Source organism: Pseudomonas oryzihabitans, assembly GCF_007665395.1.
In the GTDB taxonomy this organism is placed as follows: domain Bacteria; phylum Pseudomonadota; class Gammaproteobacteria; order Pseudomonadales; family Pseudomonadaceae; genus Chryseomonas; species Chryseomonas psychrotolerans_C.
In genome coordinates this window covers 46,368-61,906 of sequence record NZ_VDND01000007.1, presented here as the reverse complement: position 1 = coordinate 61,906, position 15,539 = coordinate 46,368, and the positions used below count along the sequence as shown (strand labels likewise).

Here is a 15,539-nt window from a genome sequence, read left to right as displayed (position 1 = left end):
CGTGTTCCTCGATTCAAAAAGCCGCGCGGGCGGCGGCGAAGGCGTCGGGGGTATCCAGGGGCAGCGTTTCCACGCCCTTGACGCATCTCTTGTTCAGGCCGGCCAGGACCTTGCCCGGGCCGCACTCCACCAGGTGAGTGATGCCCTGGGCGGCCAGGTACTGGACGGACTCGACCCAGCGTACCGGGCTGTACAGCTGGGCCAGCAGGTCCTGCTGGAGGCTGGCCAGCTCGGTGTTGACGCCGGCATTGACGTTCTGCACCACCGGGATCTCGGGCTGGCTCCAGGTGCAGCCACGCACGTCCTCGGCGAAGCGCTCGGCCGCCGGGCGCATGAGTTCGCAGTGCGACGGCACGCTGACCGGCAGGGCCACGGCGCGCTTGGCGCCCAGCGCCTTGCAGGCCTCGATGGCGCGTTCCACGGCGGCCGCGGCACCGGCGATCACCACCTGACCCGGGGCGTTGAAGTTGACGGCACTGACCACCTCACCCTGGGCCGCCTCGGCGCAGGCGGTCAGCACCTGGGCGTCTTCCAGACCGAGGATGGCGGCCATGCCGCCCTGCCCGGCCGGCACGGCTTGCTGCATCAGCTCGCCGCGACGCGCCACCAGGCGGACCGCCTCGGCGAACGGCAGGCTACCGGCAGCGACCAGCGCCGAGTACTCGCCCAGGCTGTGCCCGGCGACATAGGTCGGCTTGGCGCCGCCTTCGGCCAGCCACAGCCGCCACAGCGCGATGGAGGCGGTCAGGATGGCGGGCTGGGTACGGTCGGTCTGGTTGAGCGACTCCTGCGGGCCCTGCTGGGTCAGCGCCCAGAGGTCGTAGCCGAGCACGGCGGAGGCTTCCGCGAAGGTTTCACCGATCAGCGCATGGTGCGTGGCCAGCTCGCCCAGCATGCCCAAGGCTTGGGAACCCTGGCCGGGAAAGACGAAAGCGAGAGAGGCAGACATAGGCAGGTCTCTTGTGGGTCCATTGCGGGCGAACACGCTGTTTCGCCACTGACAGACTGAGATGTCGGTGTCGACCGGTCGGTCACACCGCTTTCAGAGCCGCCAAGTTTAACCGGATCCGGCCGGGGAGATCAGTCTCCACGTCGCGCAGGGCGCGCTCGATGGCCTGAACGAGACCGACTTCGCCTGCCGCGCCATGGCTCTTCACCACCACCGCATTGAGGCCGAGGAAGCTCGCGCCATTGCGCAGCTCCGGATCCCAGTGGCGGAAGCGCCGAGCCAGCCAGGGCTGCAGCAGCCAGCGCTCGAGCCGCGAGGTCGTGCCGCTGCGCTCGACCAGCAGGCGCAGCAGCGCCTCGCCGGACTTGAGCACGGCGTTGCCGGTGAAGCCATCGCAGACCACCACGTCCGCTGCCGCGGCGTAGAGATCGCTGCCCTCGACGAAGCCGATGAAGTCGAAGGTGCGACTCTCGGCGAGCCGGCGCGCGGCCTCCTGGATCACCGGCGTTCCTTTGCCCGGCTCGCGCCCGACGTTGAGCAGGGCCACCCGCGGCCGCGCCAGGCCACGCGCCTGGGCCGCGCCCGCGCCCAGATAGGCGAACTGCAGCAGTTGTTCGGCCGAGCTATCGAGATTGGCACCGAGATCGAGCAGCAGCGTCTGGTGCTCGCCCCGGCCGGGCAGCGCCGACATCATGGCGGGCCGGTCGATCTCCGGCAGCGTGCCGAGCAGGGATCGGGCGAGCGCCATCCAGGCCCCGGTATTGCCGGCGCTCAGGCAGCCCTGGGCACGCCCCTGCCGGACCGCGTCCAGGGCGGCATGCATGGAGGTGCGGGCACGGCTGCGCACGACGCTGGCGGGGCGCTCATCGGGCCCTACGGCGGAGTCGACGTAGTCGAAATGCAGGCGGTTGGCGAGTGAAGCGGGCGGTGACCAGGCCGACAGGGCGTCGCGCTGACCACAGAGGAGAAGACTTAGGGCGGGGAAACGCGCGAGCGCGCGGAGTGAAGCAGGAACAATGCAGCGGGGACCGAAGTCCCCGCCCATTGCATCGATCGCGATGACGGTTTCGATCGAGGATTACTCGTCGGAACCCTTGTCGATCACTTTGCGACCGCGGTAGAAACCGTCGGGCGACACGTGGTGGCGCAGGTGAACTTCACCGGTGCTCTTTTCCACGGACAGGGCGTTCGCTTCGAGGGCGTCGTGCGAACGACGCATGTCGCGAGCGGAACGGGATTTTTTGTTCTGCTGAACAGCCATGATTTAACTCCTAAACGTTTGGGTCACGCTTCAACTGCGCAAGTACACTGAACGGGTTGGGTCGCTTTTCCTCGTCCGCCGGCTCTTCGGGCGCCTCGAAACCTTCCGGATGCTGGCAAGCCCCTTCTGGGTGCACGGGAATGATCGGCAGCGCGAGCAACAGCTCCTCTTCGACCAGGCTATGCAGATCCAGGGGATCTTCGCCAACCTCCAGGGCATCGTAACCCTGTGGCAAGGCATCGGCCGACTGCCCTTCCCAGAGCACGGCGAAATCGAATTCGCTGTGGATGGGAAGCACTGCCGGCTCCAGACAACGCTGGCAGATCATCTCGACCTCGGTATCCAGGACACCGTGGATGACGAACTGCCGCTGTTGATCACGCCCGAAGTCGAGGACGACGGCTACCGCGCCTTCGGACTTCACGAGCTGCTCGCCGACACGCCGCATGTTCGCGAGAGGCAGCTCACCCTTGAGGGTGACGCCGCGATCCGCCAATTTGCGAGGATCGACCTGAGGTGGAATTGGCCCATTCAACATAAGCGCGCCATTATAGGGACGGCCTTACGGCTGTCAAAGGAAATTAACCCCGAAGCGACGCCGACCGACCTCTGGTCGACCTCGCCCGAGAACAAACTGATGCCTCTTATTCTACTCGCTTCCAGCTCACCTTACCGCCGCCAATTGCTGGAAAGGCTGTACCTGCCCTTCACCCACCAGTCGCCCGATATCGATGAAACGCCGCTGCCGGGCGAAAGTCCCCGGGCGCTGGTGGAGCGCCTGGCCCGGGCCAAGGCCGCTGCCCTGGCGGACCAACCGGCACGGACCCTGATCATCGGCTCGGACCAGGCCACCGCCATCGACGGCGAGATTCTCGGCAAACCCCTGACTCATGAGCGGGCACAGGAGCAACTGGCCCGCGCCAGCGGTCGCACCCTGGTGTTCCACACCGGTTTGGCGCTGCTGGATAGCCACACCGGCGAATGCCGCAGCGAGGTGGTGGATTTCCAGGTGCGGTTTCGTCGACTGGACACGGCGACCATCGACCGCTACCTGCGGACCGAGCAACCCTATAATTGCGCGGGCAGCTTCAAGGCCGAGGGCTTGGGCATCGCCCTGTTCGAGGCCATGCACGGGGAGGATCCGACCAGCCTGATCGGCCTCCCCCTCATCCGCCTGGCCGCGCTGCTGCGCGAGGCGGGACTGCCGGTGCCCTAGGTCACCGGCCGCGACGACCCGTCAGCGCAGGGTCGGCCCCTGCCACCCCATGTAGAGGGCGAGGCGCTCGGCGACGCTGGCACCGAGGCGCTTGGCGAAGCGATCGAAGGGTGAGTCTTCCTGGGTGTAGTCCACCAGGCGCTCTTCCTTGATCACCTCGCGGGCGACATAGCTGGTACTGCCGAGACCGTCGATCAGCCCCAGCCCCAGGGCCTGTTCGCCGGACCAGACCAGCCCGGAGAACAACTCCGGATGGCCCTCGACCTTCAGCCGGTCGCCGCGACCCTTCTTGACGCTGTCGATGAACTGCTGGTGGGTGGTGTCCAGCACCTGCTGCCAGAAGCGGGTTTCCTCGGGCTTCTGCGGCTGGAAGGGATCGAGGAAGGCCTTGTGCTCGCCGGAGGTATAGACCCGCCGCTCCACGCCCAGCTTGTCCATGGTGCCAACGAAGCCGAAGGAGGCCGCCGTGACGCCGATGGAGCCCACCAGGCTGGCCTTGTCGGCATAGATGGCATCGGCTGCGCTCGCCACGTAGTAGGCGCCGGAGGCGCCCAGGTCGGCGATCACCGCATACAACTTGATGTCCGGATGCAGGCCACGCAGGCGCTTGATCTCGTCATAGATGTAGCCGGACTGCACCGGGCTGCCACCCGGACTGTTGATGCGCAGCACTACGCCGCGGGTATTGCTGTCGTCGAAGGCCTTGCGCAGCGCCGTGACCACATTGTCGGCACTGGCCTTCTCGTCGTCGGCGATCACGCCCTTGAGTTCGATCAGCGCGGTATGGGCGCCGGACTCGGTCACCCCACCCTTCTTGCCCAGCGACAGCAGGGGCGTGAACAGCACCAGCATCACGATCAGGTAGGCGAAGGTCAGCAGCTTGAAAAAGATGCCCCAGCGCCGCGCCCGCCGCTGCTCGCGCACACTGGCGAGCATGGTCTTCTCGATCAGGGCCCAGGTCTTGTCGTCCGCCGGGCGCGCACGCCCGCTGTCTTCCTTCCACTCGTCAGCCATGCCCTGCCTCACTCCTGACCACATCATTGTCACCCAGCCACAGCGCCAGGTCCGTGAACGCTTCGATCATCAGGCGCGGCCCGAAATCCCTGAGGACCTCCGCCGGCTGGGCACCGTAGGCTGCGCCCACCGCCGCGACCCCCGCCCGCCGCGCCATTTCCAGGTCGAACACCGCGTCGCCCACCAGCAGCGCCCGCGCCGGCGTCACGCCGCAATGGGCGAGGATCTCCTGCACCATCTGCGGATCCGGCTTGCCGGCCGTCTCGTCGGCGCAGCGGGTGATATCGAAGAAGTCGCCCAGGCCATGCTGCTGCAGCGAGCGGGCGAGACCCCGGCGGCTCTTGCCGGTCGCCACGGCCAGCTGATAGCCCTGGGCGCGAAAGCGCTGCAGGCCTTCGAGCACGCCGGGAAACAAGGGCGACGCCTCCTGCTCGCGGCGCACGAATTCGGCGCTGTAGGCGTCGCGAAAGCCTTCGATCTGGGCCGGGGTCACCAGGTGCGGATAGAGGGTCTGGATCGCCGCGACCAGCTCCAGGCCGATTATGCCCTTGATGGCCACGTCGCTGCGGGGCGGCAGCCCCAGCTGCTCGGCGGCCACGTGCATCACCGCGACGATGCGGCCGATGGAGTCCGCCAGGGTGCCGTCCCAGTCGAAGATCAGCAGCTGGTAATCAGGCATCCAGCCGCTCCAGCGTCTGGCTCCAGGTACTGTCGACCGGCGCCTCGAGACGCAGCTCGCCGCCCTCGGGCAGCGGAATCACCAGACTCGCCGAATGCAGGAACAGTCGCTTGCCGCCCAGGTCGCGGATCTCCTGGGAGAAGTCCTCGTCGCCATACTTGGGATCGCCGGCGATGGCATGCCCGGCGTGGCGGGCATGGACGCGGATCTGGTGGGTACGCCCGGTCACCGGCCGCGCCTCGACCAGGGTGGCGAATTCGCCATAGCGCCGCAGCACGCGGAATTCGGTGAGCGCCTCCTTGCCTTCGTCATTGACCTCGACCATGCGCTCGCCGGACCTGAGGGTGTTCTTCAGCAGGGGTGCGCTGATCTTCTTCTTTGCTGCCGGCCAGTGGCCGCGCACCAGGGCGTGATAACGCTTGTCGACGCCATCGCCGCGCAGCGCCTCGTGCAGGAACCTCAGCATGCTGCGCTTCTTGGCGATCATCAGCAGTCCGGAGGTGTCCCGGTCCAGGCGATGGACCAATTCGATGTCGCGGGCGTCGGGGCGCAACTGGCGGAAGACCTCGATGACCCCGCCGGACAGGCCGCTGCCCCCGTGCACGGCGATACCCGCCGGCTTGTTGATGACGATGAGCGTCTTGTCCTCGTGGACGATGGACGCCTCCAGGCGCTCGAGCAGCCCCTTGGCCAGGGGTGCCGGCTCGTCCGGCTCGGACAGCCGTAGCGGCGGCACCCGCACCTGGTCGCCGGCCTGCAGGCGGTAGTCGGGCTTGATGCGGCCCTTGTTCACCCGTACCTCGCCCTTGCGCAGGATGCGATAGATGAGGGTCTTGGGCGCACCCTTGAGCTGGGTACGCAGGAAGTTGTCGATACGCTGGCCGGCATAGTCGGCGGGCACATCGAGCAGTTGAACGCCGGTGCTGGGAGAAGGAGGCTTAGTCATCGGCGGATGATAGCAATTTTCCCTGATTTGAAGCACTTAAAGCTTGCTGCTATAGTCCGGAGGCGGTTATCAGTCCTGTCTGGATGGCACCGCTCGCGAGGCCGTCGATTCCGCCCGCGAATATAGGCTGCAAATGCAATAGTCACTGGACGTCTGGCCGTCCAGCAGATTGCCGACTCTGCCCAAGGGGGTGAGTGGCGAGCTGCGATCCGCCTGGTAACCAAGGCAGCGGCACCCAGGGTGCCAGCTGTAAAACGACAACCGCTCCGGACCTCGCGGGCGGCACCTGATTCCTGAAGATTGTGTGCAGGATGGAGATGCACAACCAGCGTATCGCGTAGCCTGACAGTACGCCTGCAGCCCGCTTCGCGCCCAGCTTCGGCCAAGGTGACGATCGCAGGTGGAAGCCTCAAGGCCAACGGCCGATGCTCCAACCGAGCGACACCTGACACGAATCCCGCGACGACCCGGCTGCCCGAGCCTTTCGGCTGTCACGCCCGCACCATGCCTGGTTGATTCCTCCTCCTGTGGAGCTGCAACGGCAGTCGCTCAAGCGCCTGCAGGAGACGTAGTCGCGGCACGCCCCCGGGCCTGCTGCTGGACACGAAGGCCGGATCCATACCGGCTTCGATACGACCCCATGCACCCTTCTCCTGAATCCTGTTGCCACCACGCGGGCCGAGAGCCCGGAACGTAGTGGTATTACATGAAGAGAATGCTCATCAACGCGACCCAGCCCGAGGAATTGCGGGTTGCCCTGGTCGACGGTCAACGCCTGTTTGACCTGGACATCGAGTCCGGTGCCCGCGAACAGAAGAAGGCCAACATCTACAAAGGCCGCATCACCCGCATCGAGCCCAGCCTGGAAGCCGCCTTCGTCGACTTCGGCGCCGATCGCCACGGCTTCCTCCCGCTGAAGGAAATCTCCCGGGAGTACTTCAAGAAGAACCCGGAAGGCCGGGTCAACATCAAGGAAGTGCTCTCCGAAGGCCAGGAAGTAGTCGTCCAGGTCGAGAAGGAAGAGCGCGGCAACAAGGGCGCCGCCCTGACCACCTTCATCAGCCTCGCCGGTCGCTACCTGGTGCTGATGCCTAACAATCCCCGCGCCGGCGGCATCTCCCGCCGCATCGAGGGTGAGGAGCGCAACGAACTGCGCGAAGCCCTGAACGGCCTGGACGCCCCGGGCGACATGGGCCTGATCGTGCGCACCGCCGGCCTAGGCCGCAGCACCGAAGAGCTGCAGTGGGACCTCGACTACCTGCTGCAACTCTGGTCCGCCATCACCGAAGCCTCGGGCGAGCGCAAGGGTCCCTTCCTGATCTATCAGGAAAGCAACGTCATCATCCGCGCCATCCGCGACTACCTGCGCCAGGACATCGGCGAAGTCCTGGTCGACAGCGTCGAAGCCCAGGAAGAAGCCCTGAGCTTCATCCGCCAGGTGATGCCGCAGTACGCCAGCAAGATCAAGCTGTACCAGGACAGCGTCCCGCTGTTCAATCGCTTCCAGATCGAAAGCCAGATCGAGACCGCCTTCCAGCGTGAAGTGAAGCTGCCGTCCGGTGGTTCCATCGTCATCGACCCCACCGAGGCCCTGGTGTCCATCGACATCAACTCGGCGCGCGCCACCAAGGGTGGCGACATCGAAGAAACCGCCCTGCAGACCAACCTGGAAGCGGCCGAGGAAATCGCCCGCCAGCTGCGCCTGCGCGACATCGGCGGCCTGATCGTCATCGACTTCATCGACATGACTCCGGTGAAGAACCAGCGCGCCGTGGAAGATCGCGTCCGCGAAGCCCTGGAAGCCGACCGTGCCCGCGTGCAGATCGGGCGCATCTCGCGCTTCGGCCTGCTGGAGATGTCCCGCCAGCGCCTGCGCCCTTCCCTGCGTGAAACCAGCGGCATCGTCTGCCCCCGTTGCAACGGCCAGGGCATCATCCGCGACGTGGAATCCCTGTCGCTGGCGATCCTGCGCCTGATCGAAGAAGAAGCCCTGAAGGATCGCACCGCCGAGGTGCGTGCCCACGTGCCCATCCAGGTCGCGTCCTTCCTGCTCAACGAGAAGCGCAACAGCATCACCAAGATCGAGCTGCGCACCCGCGTGCGCATCATCATCCTGCCGGACGACCACATCGAGACCCCGCACTTCGAAGTGCAGCGTCTGCGTGACGACAATCCCGAGCTGCTGAACAGCCAGTCCAGCTACGAGATGGCCAATACCGAAGCCGAGGAAGTGCTGCCGGTCAGCTCGACCCGCACCCTGGTCCGCCAGGAAGCCGCGGTGAAGGTAGCGCCCGAGCGCGCCCCAGCGCCCACGCCGGTGACCGCCGAGGTCGTGGCTCCCATCGCCACCGCACCCGCCAAGCCGGTAGCCGAGCCCAATCTGTTCAAGGGCCTGGTCAAGTCCCTGGTCAGCCTGTTCGCCGGCAAGACCGAGGAGCAGCCGTTGGCCGACAAGACCGTCGCCACCCCGGAAGCCGCCAAGAGCAGCGACGAGCAGCGCCGCCAGGACGAGCGTCGCAATGGCCGCCAGCAGAATCGCCGCCGCGAAGGCCGTCGTGACGACGAGCGCAAGCCGCGCGAAGAACGCCAGCCGCGCGCCGACCGTGGCGAACGCAGCGAGCGTCCGGCCCGCGAAGAACGCAAGCCGCGTGAAGAGCGCCAGCCTCGCGAAGAGCGTCAGGCTCGTGAAGACCGCCCCGCTCGCGAGGAGCGTCAGCCCCGCGAGGAGCGCGCCACCCGCGAGGAGCGCGCCACCCGTGAAGAGCGCCAGCCCCGCGAGGAGCGTCAGCCGCGCGAAGAGCGCCAGCCGCGTGAGGAGCGTCAACCCCGCGAGGAACGCGCCGCTCGCGAAGAGCGCCAGCCGCGTGAAGAGCGTCAGCCGCGCGAGGAACGCCAACCCCGTGAGGAGCGTGCCGCTCGCGAAGAGCGTCAGCCCCGTGAAGAGCGTCAACCTGGCGAAGCGCACGTGAGCGCCGAGGAACGCCCGGCTCGCGAGGAGCGCCAGCCCCGTGAGGAGCGCAAGCCCCGCGAAGAGCGTCAGCCGCGAGAAGAACGCAAGGCCCGCGAAGAGCGTCAGGCAGCGGCCACCGCCGAAGAGCTGAACGAAGAAGAGGTGCTGGAAGGCAACGAGGAGCTGGAAGAAGGCGAAGAGCGTCCCCGCCGTCGTTCCCGCGGCCAGCGTCGTCGCAGCAACCGTCGCGAGCGTCAGCGTGACGCCAACGGCAACTTCATCGAAGACGAAGAGCAGAACGCTGCAGGCACCGACGCCACTGTCGCGCCGGCCGCCGTCGCCCTGGGTACCGCCGTGGTGGTCAGCGAGAGCGTAACCGCCATCGCGACCCAGGAAGAGGTACGCGACGCTCACCAGCAGGACGCGGCACCGACCGTGGAAAGCGCCGTCACTGCCACTCCGGAAACTCCGGCGGAGCAGCCGGCCGCCGATGCGCCCGCCCAGCCGGAAATCCTTACCCCTACCGTGAGCCAGCTGCAGGACGAGCGTGCGCCGCACCAGGAGGTGGAAATCACCACGCCGGTCGCCGAGCAGGTCGCTCCGGTAGCGACCCCCGCCCCCACCCCCGCTGAACCGGTCGAGACCGAGACCGCGGAATCGGCGGCCGGCCGCGCCTCCAACGACCCGCGCGAGCGTCGCCGCCGTGAGCGCCTGGCCCGCGAAGCCGAGGCCGCCGCTCGCGCCAAGCAGGCTGAGCAGCCGGAGCAGGCAGTGCCGGCACCGGCCCTGGGCGCCATCGCCGAAACCGAGGAAACCTTCGCTACCGCAGCGGTAGGCACCCTCGAGCCGCAACCGGTAGTCGAGTCCGAGCCCACTCCGGTGGCCGAGGTCACGCCTGCCGCCGAAGCGGAATCGGCGCCTATCGTGGTGGAACAACCCGCCGAGCTCGCACCGAGCCCCATGCAGGAAGAGGCAGCCCCTGCCGCCCCGGCCAGCACGGAGCCGGCAGGCGACGAGATCCACAAGACCGACGTAGCGAAGGAGGACGAGTCCGCTCAGTCCGAACTCGACCGCAAGCGTGAAGAGTCGCGGGAAAACCATCCCCGCTGATTCCTGACGCAAAGGAAAAAGGGCGCTTCGGCGCCCTTTTTCATGCCCGGGATTCGTGGCGGCGTATACCGTCAAGCGGCCTTATCCCTTCCCTTGCGCCCAGGCTCATCGACGTCAGTGCGCTAACTTAGGCTGGCGCTGAGCGCAGCAAAGCCCAAGAGACCCAAGCGCGGCCTGCTTGTTGGGCTTCGGCGGTAGAGCTGCCTTAGCCCAACCTACGAGATCCAGTGAGGCAACGTAGGTTGGCGCTGAGCGCAGCGAAGCCCAACATTCCGAGGTGCGGACTGGCTGTTGGGCTTCGGCGGTGGAGCTGCCTCAGCCCAACCTACGAGACCCGGGTGAAACGCCGTAGGTTGGCGCTGAGCACAGCGAAGCCCGACATTCCGAGGTGCGGACCAGTTGTTAGGCTTCGGCGGGGGAGCTGCCTCAACCCAACCTACGAGACCCGGGTGAAGCACCGTAGGTTGGCGCTGAGCGCCGCGAAGCCCAACTTTCCGAAATGCGGATTGGCTGTTGGGCTTCGGCGGTGGAGCTGCCTCAGCCCGACCTAGGAGACCCGGGTGAAGCACCGTAGGTTGGCGCTGAGCGCAGCGAAGTCCAACATTCCGAGGTGCGGGCTGGCTGTTGGGCTTCGGCGGTGGAGCTGCCTCAGCCCAACCTACGAGAGCCGGGTGAAACGCCGTAGGTTGGCGCTGAGCACAGCGAAGCCCAACATTCCGAGATGCGGACTGGCTGTTGGGCTTCGGCGGTGGAGCTGCCTCAGCCCAACCTACGAGACCCGAGTGAAACGCCGTAGGTTGGCGCTGAGCACAGCGAAGCCCAACCAAGCGGCGTTCGCAGGAAAAACCCAGGCATAAAAAAACCCAGCCGACCGGCTGGGTTTTTCGAGCAAATCCCGAGGGATTAACGCTTGGAGTACTGCGGACGCTTACGCGCTTTGCGCAGACCGACTTTCTTACGCTCGACTTCACGGGCGTCACGAGTGACGTAGCCGGCTTTGCGCAGGGAGCTGCGGTAGCCTTCGTCGTACTCGATCAGGGCGCGGGTGATGCCGTGACGGATGGCACCGGCCTGGCCGCTTACACCACCGCCAGCGACGGTGACGTAGACGTCGAACTTCTCCAGGGTCTCGGTCAGCTCGAGGGGCTGACGGACGACCATGCGCGCGGTTTCGCGGCCGAAGAAGGTGTCCAGGGTGCGATCGTTGATGGAGATCTTGCCAGTGCCCGGACGGAGGAAGACACGAGCGGTGGCAGTCTTACGACGGCCGGTACCGTAATTTTGAGTTGCCGACATGTTGTACTATCCCGATTAAAACTTGAGTTCTTGGGGCTGCTGAGCGGTGTGCGGATGGTTCGCACCCTTGTACACCTTGAGCTTGCGATACATGTCGCGGCCCAGCGGGTTCTTCGGCAGCATACCCTTGACGGCGGTCTCGATGACGCGCTCGGGAGCACGGGCGATCAGCTTTTCGAAGTTGATCGACTTGATGCCACCCGGGAAACCGGAGTGATGGTAGTACATCTTGTCGGTAGTCTTGGCACCGGTCACCCGAACCTGCTCGGCGTTGATGACGACGATGTAGTCGCCGGTATCAACGTGAGGAGTGTATTCGGGCTTGTGCTTGCCACGCAGGCGAGTGGCGATTTCAGTAGCCAGACGACCCAGAGTCTGGCCAGCAGCGTCGACGACGTACCAGTCGCGCTTAACGGTTTCCGGTTTTGCGGTGAAAGTTTTCATTCTCTATGGCCTCAGAGGCCGCCCTGGTAAAAAGACGGCAAATTCTACACAACAGTGCAACCCCGGACAAGTCAGGGGCAGCCGGAAACAGACGCTCTTCGGGGGCTCGGGTCGGCGTCCGCTACGGCGATCTCGGCAGGCTTAGGCATCCCCCGCCAAGAAAGCTGCGGCATGATACCCCTTCAAGGCGAAAAAGCAACCGGAAATTAGCAGGAGAACAGCGCCTGGGTGGCCGCCGAGCCCTGGCGACGCGAGGCCAGGTGATCCGCTAGGCGGGTCGGCTCCGGCAGGCGGTGGCGCCGCACGCAGGCCATGACCAGCGCGGGTGCGCTGGCCAGGCTGACCCTATGACCGGGCGAGACGATCAGTGGCTTGACCCTGTCCTTGCTGCGCAGCAGCGTGCCGATCACCGCGCCGTCCCGATCCAGCAAGTCGACCTGGCTGCCGCGGGTTTCGGCCAGCTCGCCATGATGGCCGGTGAGGATCTTCTTGGCGACGCCGATGGTCGGCAGACCGGTGACCACGCCCAGATGGGCGGCGATACCGAGACGGCGGGGATGGGCGATGCCGTGACCGTCGCAGAACACCAGCCCGGGCGTTTCCGGCAACTCTTCCAGGGCCTGCAGCAGCGCCGGCAGTTCGCGAAAGGACAGCAGCCCCGGCACATAGGGCATGACGGTGGGAATACGGGCGACGGCATGGGCCAGCGGCTGCAGGGTGTCGGCATCCAGCAGGACGGCCACCGCCCGGGTGATCTCGCCGCCTTCCTCGAAACCCACGTCGACTCCGGCATAGCGCCGTGGCGCGCCGAAGTCGTCGTCCAGGCGGACCTGCCTGGCCAATTGCTTTTGCAGGATGCGCGCCTGGGCGGGCGAGCCATCCCAGTCGGCGAAGGGGTCGGAATTCACGAGCAGCTCCCAAGAACCTGAGTCAAAGGATTGATCCTTCAACCCGGGCAGGGTTCAGGGCTTGTGCGGACGCGCCAGGTACTCGTGGGACTGCATTTCCAGCAGGCGGCTGAGGGTACGCTGGAATTCGAATTCCAGCCGACCGCCGGCATAGAGGTCCTTGAGCTCGACCTCGGCGGACAGGATCAGCTTGACCTGGCGGTCGTAGAATTCGTCGACCAGGTTGATGAAGCGCCGCGCCATGTCATCCTTAAGGGCATCCATCCGCTCGACATTGGAAACCAGCACGGTCTGGAAGATCTTGCCCAGCTCGATGTAGTCGTTCTGGCTGCGCGGGCCGTCGCAGAGGGCGCGGAAATCGAACCAGGCGACGTCTTCGCAGGTGCGCCGGGCGCGGATCTCGCGATTCTCGATCATCAGCGGCACGTCCTCGCAGAGGTCGTTGCACTCGACGGTCAGCGAACGGAAACTCTTGGCCATGGCCGCCTCGACTTCCTCGCTCAACGGGTAGTGGAAGAGCTGGGCCTGTTCCAGGGCGCGCAGGCGATAGTCCACGCCGCTGTCGACGTTGACGATCTCGGTGTGCTCCTTGAGCAGCGCGATGGCCGGCAGGAAACGGGCGCGCTGCAGGCCGTCCTTGTAGAGGCCGTCTGGCACGATGTTGGAGGTGGCGACCAGGCTCACGCCGTTCTTGAACAGCTCCTCGAGCAGGGTCGCCAGGATCATGGCGTCGGTGATGTCGGAGACGAAGAATTCATCGAAGCAGATCACCCGCGCCTCGTCGGCGAAGCGCCGGGCGATGATGGTCAGCGGATTCTTCTCGCCCTTGAGGGTGCGCAGTTCTTCGTGCACGCGCTTCATGAAGCGGTGGAAGTGGGTACGCATCTTCTGCTTGAACGGCAGGGCGTCGTAGAAGGTGTCGACCAGGTAGGTCTTGCCGCGCCCTACCCCGCCCCAGAAATACAGACCCTTGATCGGCGTGACCGTCTTGCGCCCCAGCAGCTTGCCGAACAGGCCGCCCTTGGCCGCGGGCTCGGCGAGCAAGTCGTCATAGAGCCGCTGCAGATGGCGGACGGCCTCTTCCTGGGCAGCATCGTAGAAAAACTCCGGGCGCTTGAGGTCGGCCTGGTAACGCTCGAGGGGGGTCATGGCGGCTTCTGGTCGGCTGGGTGAAAAAGGGTGGTCACTGTAATGGCGGACCCTGGCGTTGACAACGCCAGGGTCCGGGGGTGCCGTCAGAGCTTGTTCAAAGACTCGCGAGCTAGAGACAAACAAGGCGAAAATGGCTGAGGAAGCGGAGTTTACAGCGGGTAAATGAGCATTCCGAAGCCATTTTCAACGCAGTTTGGCCGACGCGCAGCAGCCTTTGCGCAAGCTCTTAGCCTTCGGCCAATTGCGCCAAGACCGCGCGGGCGCGCTCGACCAGAGCATCGCGGGCGGCCGGAGAATCGCTGGCGACGCCTTCAGCCACGACCTTGTCGTCCAGCAGCAGCTGGAAGCCATTGCCCTCGCCTGCCACGACGGTGGCCGGGGTGGTGACCAGCTGTTTGCTGGTGATGCCGGCGGTCTTGGCTTCGGCGAAGGGGATGGAGAGCGCCAGCTCGGTGCCGTCGGCGTCGAGCAGGCGGAAGCGGAAGCTGCCGTCGTTTTCGCGGAAGCTGACGAAGCGGGCGGTCTTGCTGGCCTTCTTCTTGGTGCCGCCGGTGGCGACCTGGGTCTTGAGCGAGCGCAGGCCCACGGCTTCGCGCAGTTCACCGAGGAAGGGCGTGGCGTAGCGGCGGGCCTTGGCGGCGCCGGCCAGCAGGATATCTTCGAGGTCGTCGGGACGGGCGATCAGCGCCGCATAGCGCTCGCGCGCCTCGCCCAGCTCGGCGTCGAGCAGCTCGAAGAGCTGGGCCTTGGCCTCGCCCCAGGCCAGGCCATCCTGCAGGGCCGCGCGGAAGGCGGCACTCTGTTCGGGGGTGGCGAAGGCCTGGTAGAGGGTGAAGAGATGGGCGCTGTCGGGGTCCTTGGGCTCGCCGGGCAGGCGCGAGTCGGTGACGATTCGGGCGATGGCCTCCTTGAGCTGCTTGGCGCTGCCGAACAACGGGATGGTGTTGTCGTAGCTCTTGGACATCTTGCGGCCATCGAGGCCGGGCAAGGTGGAGACGCTTTCCTCGATGACCGCCTCGGGCAGGGCGAAGTAGTCGCGCCCGTTGCCGAACAGGTGGTTGAAGCGCTGGCCGATGTCGCGGGCCATTTCCACGTGCTGGATCTGGTCGCGGCCGACCGGCACGCGCAGGGCGTTGAACATCAGGATGTCCGCCGCCATCAGTACTGGGTAGCTGTAGAGGCCCATGGTCACCCCGGCATCGGGGTCCTCGCCCTGCTCCAGGTTGCGATCGACCGCGGCCTTGTAGGCATGGGCACGGTTGAGCAGGCCCTTGCCGGCGACGCAGGTGAGCAGCCAGGTCAGCTCGGGGATCTCGGGGATGTCGGACTGCCGATAGAAGGTCACCCGCTCCGGATCCAGGCCGCTGGCCAGCCAGGTGGCGGCGATCTCCAGCCGCGAGCGCTGGATGCGCGCCGGGTCGTCGCACTTAATCAGGGCATGGTAGTCGGCGAGGAAATAGAAGGAATCGGCATCGTCGGCCAGGCTGGCGCGAATGGCGGGACGGATGGCACCGGCGTAGTTTCCCAGGTGCGGGGTACCGGTGGTGGTGATGCCAGTGAGGATGCGAGTGGTCATGGAGGCGCTGGAAATCCGAGAGACGAGGGCTTATCTGG

General features: G+C 66.0%; 14 protein-coding genes. 2 read left to right on the top strand and 12 right to left on the bottom strand.

All coding sequences use genetic code 11. The features are described 5' to 3' along the window. Positions 1-13: 13 nt before the first annotated feature. The 4 genes from fabD to FSV73_RS15505 all read right to left on the bottom strand — a co-directional run bounded on the left by fabD (position 14) and on the right by FSV73_RS15505 (position 2,748). On the bottom strand, positions 14-949 hold the full coding sequence (gene fabD / locus FSV73_RS15520; protein ID WP_145008747.1) for an ACP S-malonyltransferase: 936 nt from the start codon (positions 947-949) through the stop codon (positions 14-16). A gap of 82 nt (positions 950-1,031) precedes the next feature. Further along, positions 1,032-2,021 (bottom strand): phosphate acyltransferase PlsX, encoded by a 990-nt coding sequence (plsX, locus tag FSV73_RS15515; RefSeq protein WP_367575536.1) that lies wholly within the window; start codon positions 2,019-2,021, stop codon positions 1,032-1,034. A gap of 6 nt (positions 2,022-2,027) precedes the next feature. Beyond that, positions 2,028-2,210 carry a 50S ribosomal protein L32 gene (gene rpmF / locus FSV73_RS15510; protein ID WP_007160601.1) on the bottom strand — a complete coding sequence of 61 codons (183 nt, stop codon included), beginning with the start codon at positions 2,208-2,210 and terminating at the stop codon, positions 2,028-2,030. A 10-nt stretch (positions 2,211-2,220) separates the two neighbouring features. Further along, positions 2,221-2,748 carry a YceD family protein gene (locus FSV73_RS15505; protein ID WP_145008745.1) on the bottom strand — a complete coding sequence of 176 codons (528 nt, stop codon included), beginning with the start codon at positions 2,746-2,748 and terminating at the stop codon, positions 2,221-2,223. Positions 2,749-2,847: 99 nt separating this feature from the next. On the opposite strand from FSV73_RS15505, the gene FSV73_RS15500 reads away from it, so the two are divergent. Further along, a complete protein-coding gene (locus FSV73_RS15500) occupies positions 2,848-3,426 on the top strand; it encodes a Maf family protein (RefSeq protein WP_145008744.1) in 579 nt (192 codons plus the stop codon). A 21-nt stretch (positions 3,427-3,447) separates the two neighbouring features. On the opposite strand, the gene sppA is transcribed toward FSV73_RS15500, so the two are convergent. The 3 genes from sppA to rluC are packed head-to-tail and all read right to left on the bottom strand — an operon-like array spanning position 3,448 to position 6,065. Continuing rightward, positions 3,448-4,440 carry a signal peptide peptidase SppA gene (sppA, locus tag FSV73_RS15495; RefSeq protein WP_145008743.1) on the bottom strand — a complete coding sequence of 331 codons (993 nt, stop codon included), beginning with the start codon at positions 4,438-4,440 and terminating at the stop codon, positions 3,448-3,450. After that, on the bottom strand, positions 4,433-5,119 hold the full coding sequence (locus FSV73_RS15490) for an HAD-IA family hydrolase (protein WP_145008742.1): 687 nt from the start codon (positions 5,117-5,119) through the stop codon (positions 4,433-4,435). Before FSV73_RS15490 ends, sppA begins: the two co-directional genes overlap by 8 nt. After that, positions 5,112-6,065, bottom strand: coding sequence for a 23S rRNA pseudouridine(955/2504/2580) synthase RluC (gene rluC / locus FSV73_RS15485; protein WP_145008741.1), 954 nt, complete (start codon positions 6,063-6,065; stop codon positions 5,112-5,114). The genes FSV73_RS15490 and rluC overlap by 8 nt, the downstream gene beginning before the upstream one ends. Positions 6,066-6,771: 706 nt before the next feature. Between rluC and rne the strand changes: the two genes are divergently transcribed. Beyond that, complete coding sequence (rne, locus tag FSV73_RS15480; RefSeq protein ID WP_145008740.1) at positions 6,772-10,125, top strand: ribonuclease E; 3,354 nt, start codon at positions 6,772-6,774, stop codon at positions 10,123-10,125. A gap of 903 nt (positions 10,126-11,028) precedes the next feature. On the opposite strand, the gene rpsI is transcribed toward rne, so the two are convergent. The 5 genes from rpsI to FSV73_RS15455 form a co-directional block, all read right to left on the bottom strand. Continuing rightward, positions 11,029-11,421 (bottom strand): 30S ribosomal protein S9, encoded by a 393-nt coding sequence (gene rpsI, locus FSV73_RS15475; protein ID WP_058764621.1) that lies wholly within the window; start codon positions 11,419-11,421, stop codon positions 11,029-11,031. Between the two features lie 15 nt (positions 11,422-11,436). Then, positions 11,437-11,865 carry a 50S ribosomal protein L13 gene (rplM, locus tag FSV73_RS15470; protein WP_007160609.1) on the bottom strand — a complete coding sequence of 143 codons (429 nt, stop codon included), beginning with the start codon at positions 11,863-11,865 and terminating at the stop codon, positions 11,437-11,439. 206 nt (positions 11,866-12,071) lie between these two features. Then, complete coding sequence (nfi, locus tag FSV73_RS15465; protein ID WP_145008739.1) at positions 12,072-12,773, bottom strand: deoxyribonuclease V; 702 nt, start codon at positions 12,771-12,773, stop codon at positions 12,072-12,074. Between the two features lie 54 nt (positions 12,774-12,827). Continuing rightward, on the bottom strand, positions 12,828-13,922 hold the full coding sequence (gene zapE, locus FSV73_RS15460) for a cell division protein ZapE (RefSeq protein ID WP_145008738.1): 1,095 nt from the start codon (positions 13,920-13,922) through the stop codon (positions 12,828-12,830). A 229-nt stretch (positions 13,923-14,151) separates the two neighbouring features. Further along, a complete protein-coding gene (locus FSV73_RS15455) occupies positions 14,152-15,501 on the bottom strand; it encodes a tryptophan--tRNA ligase (protein WP_145008737.1) in 1,350 nt (449 codons plus the stop codon). Positions 15,502-15,539 lie beyond the last annotated feature (38 nt).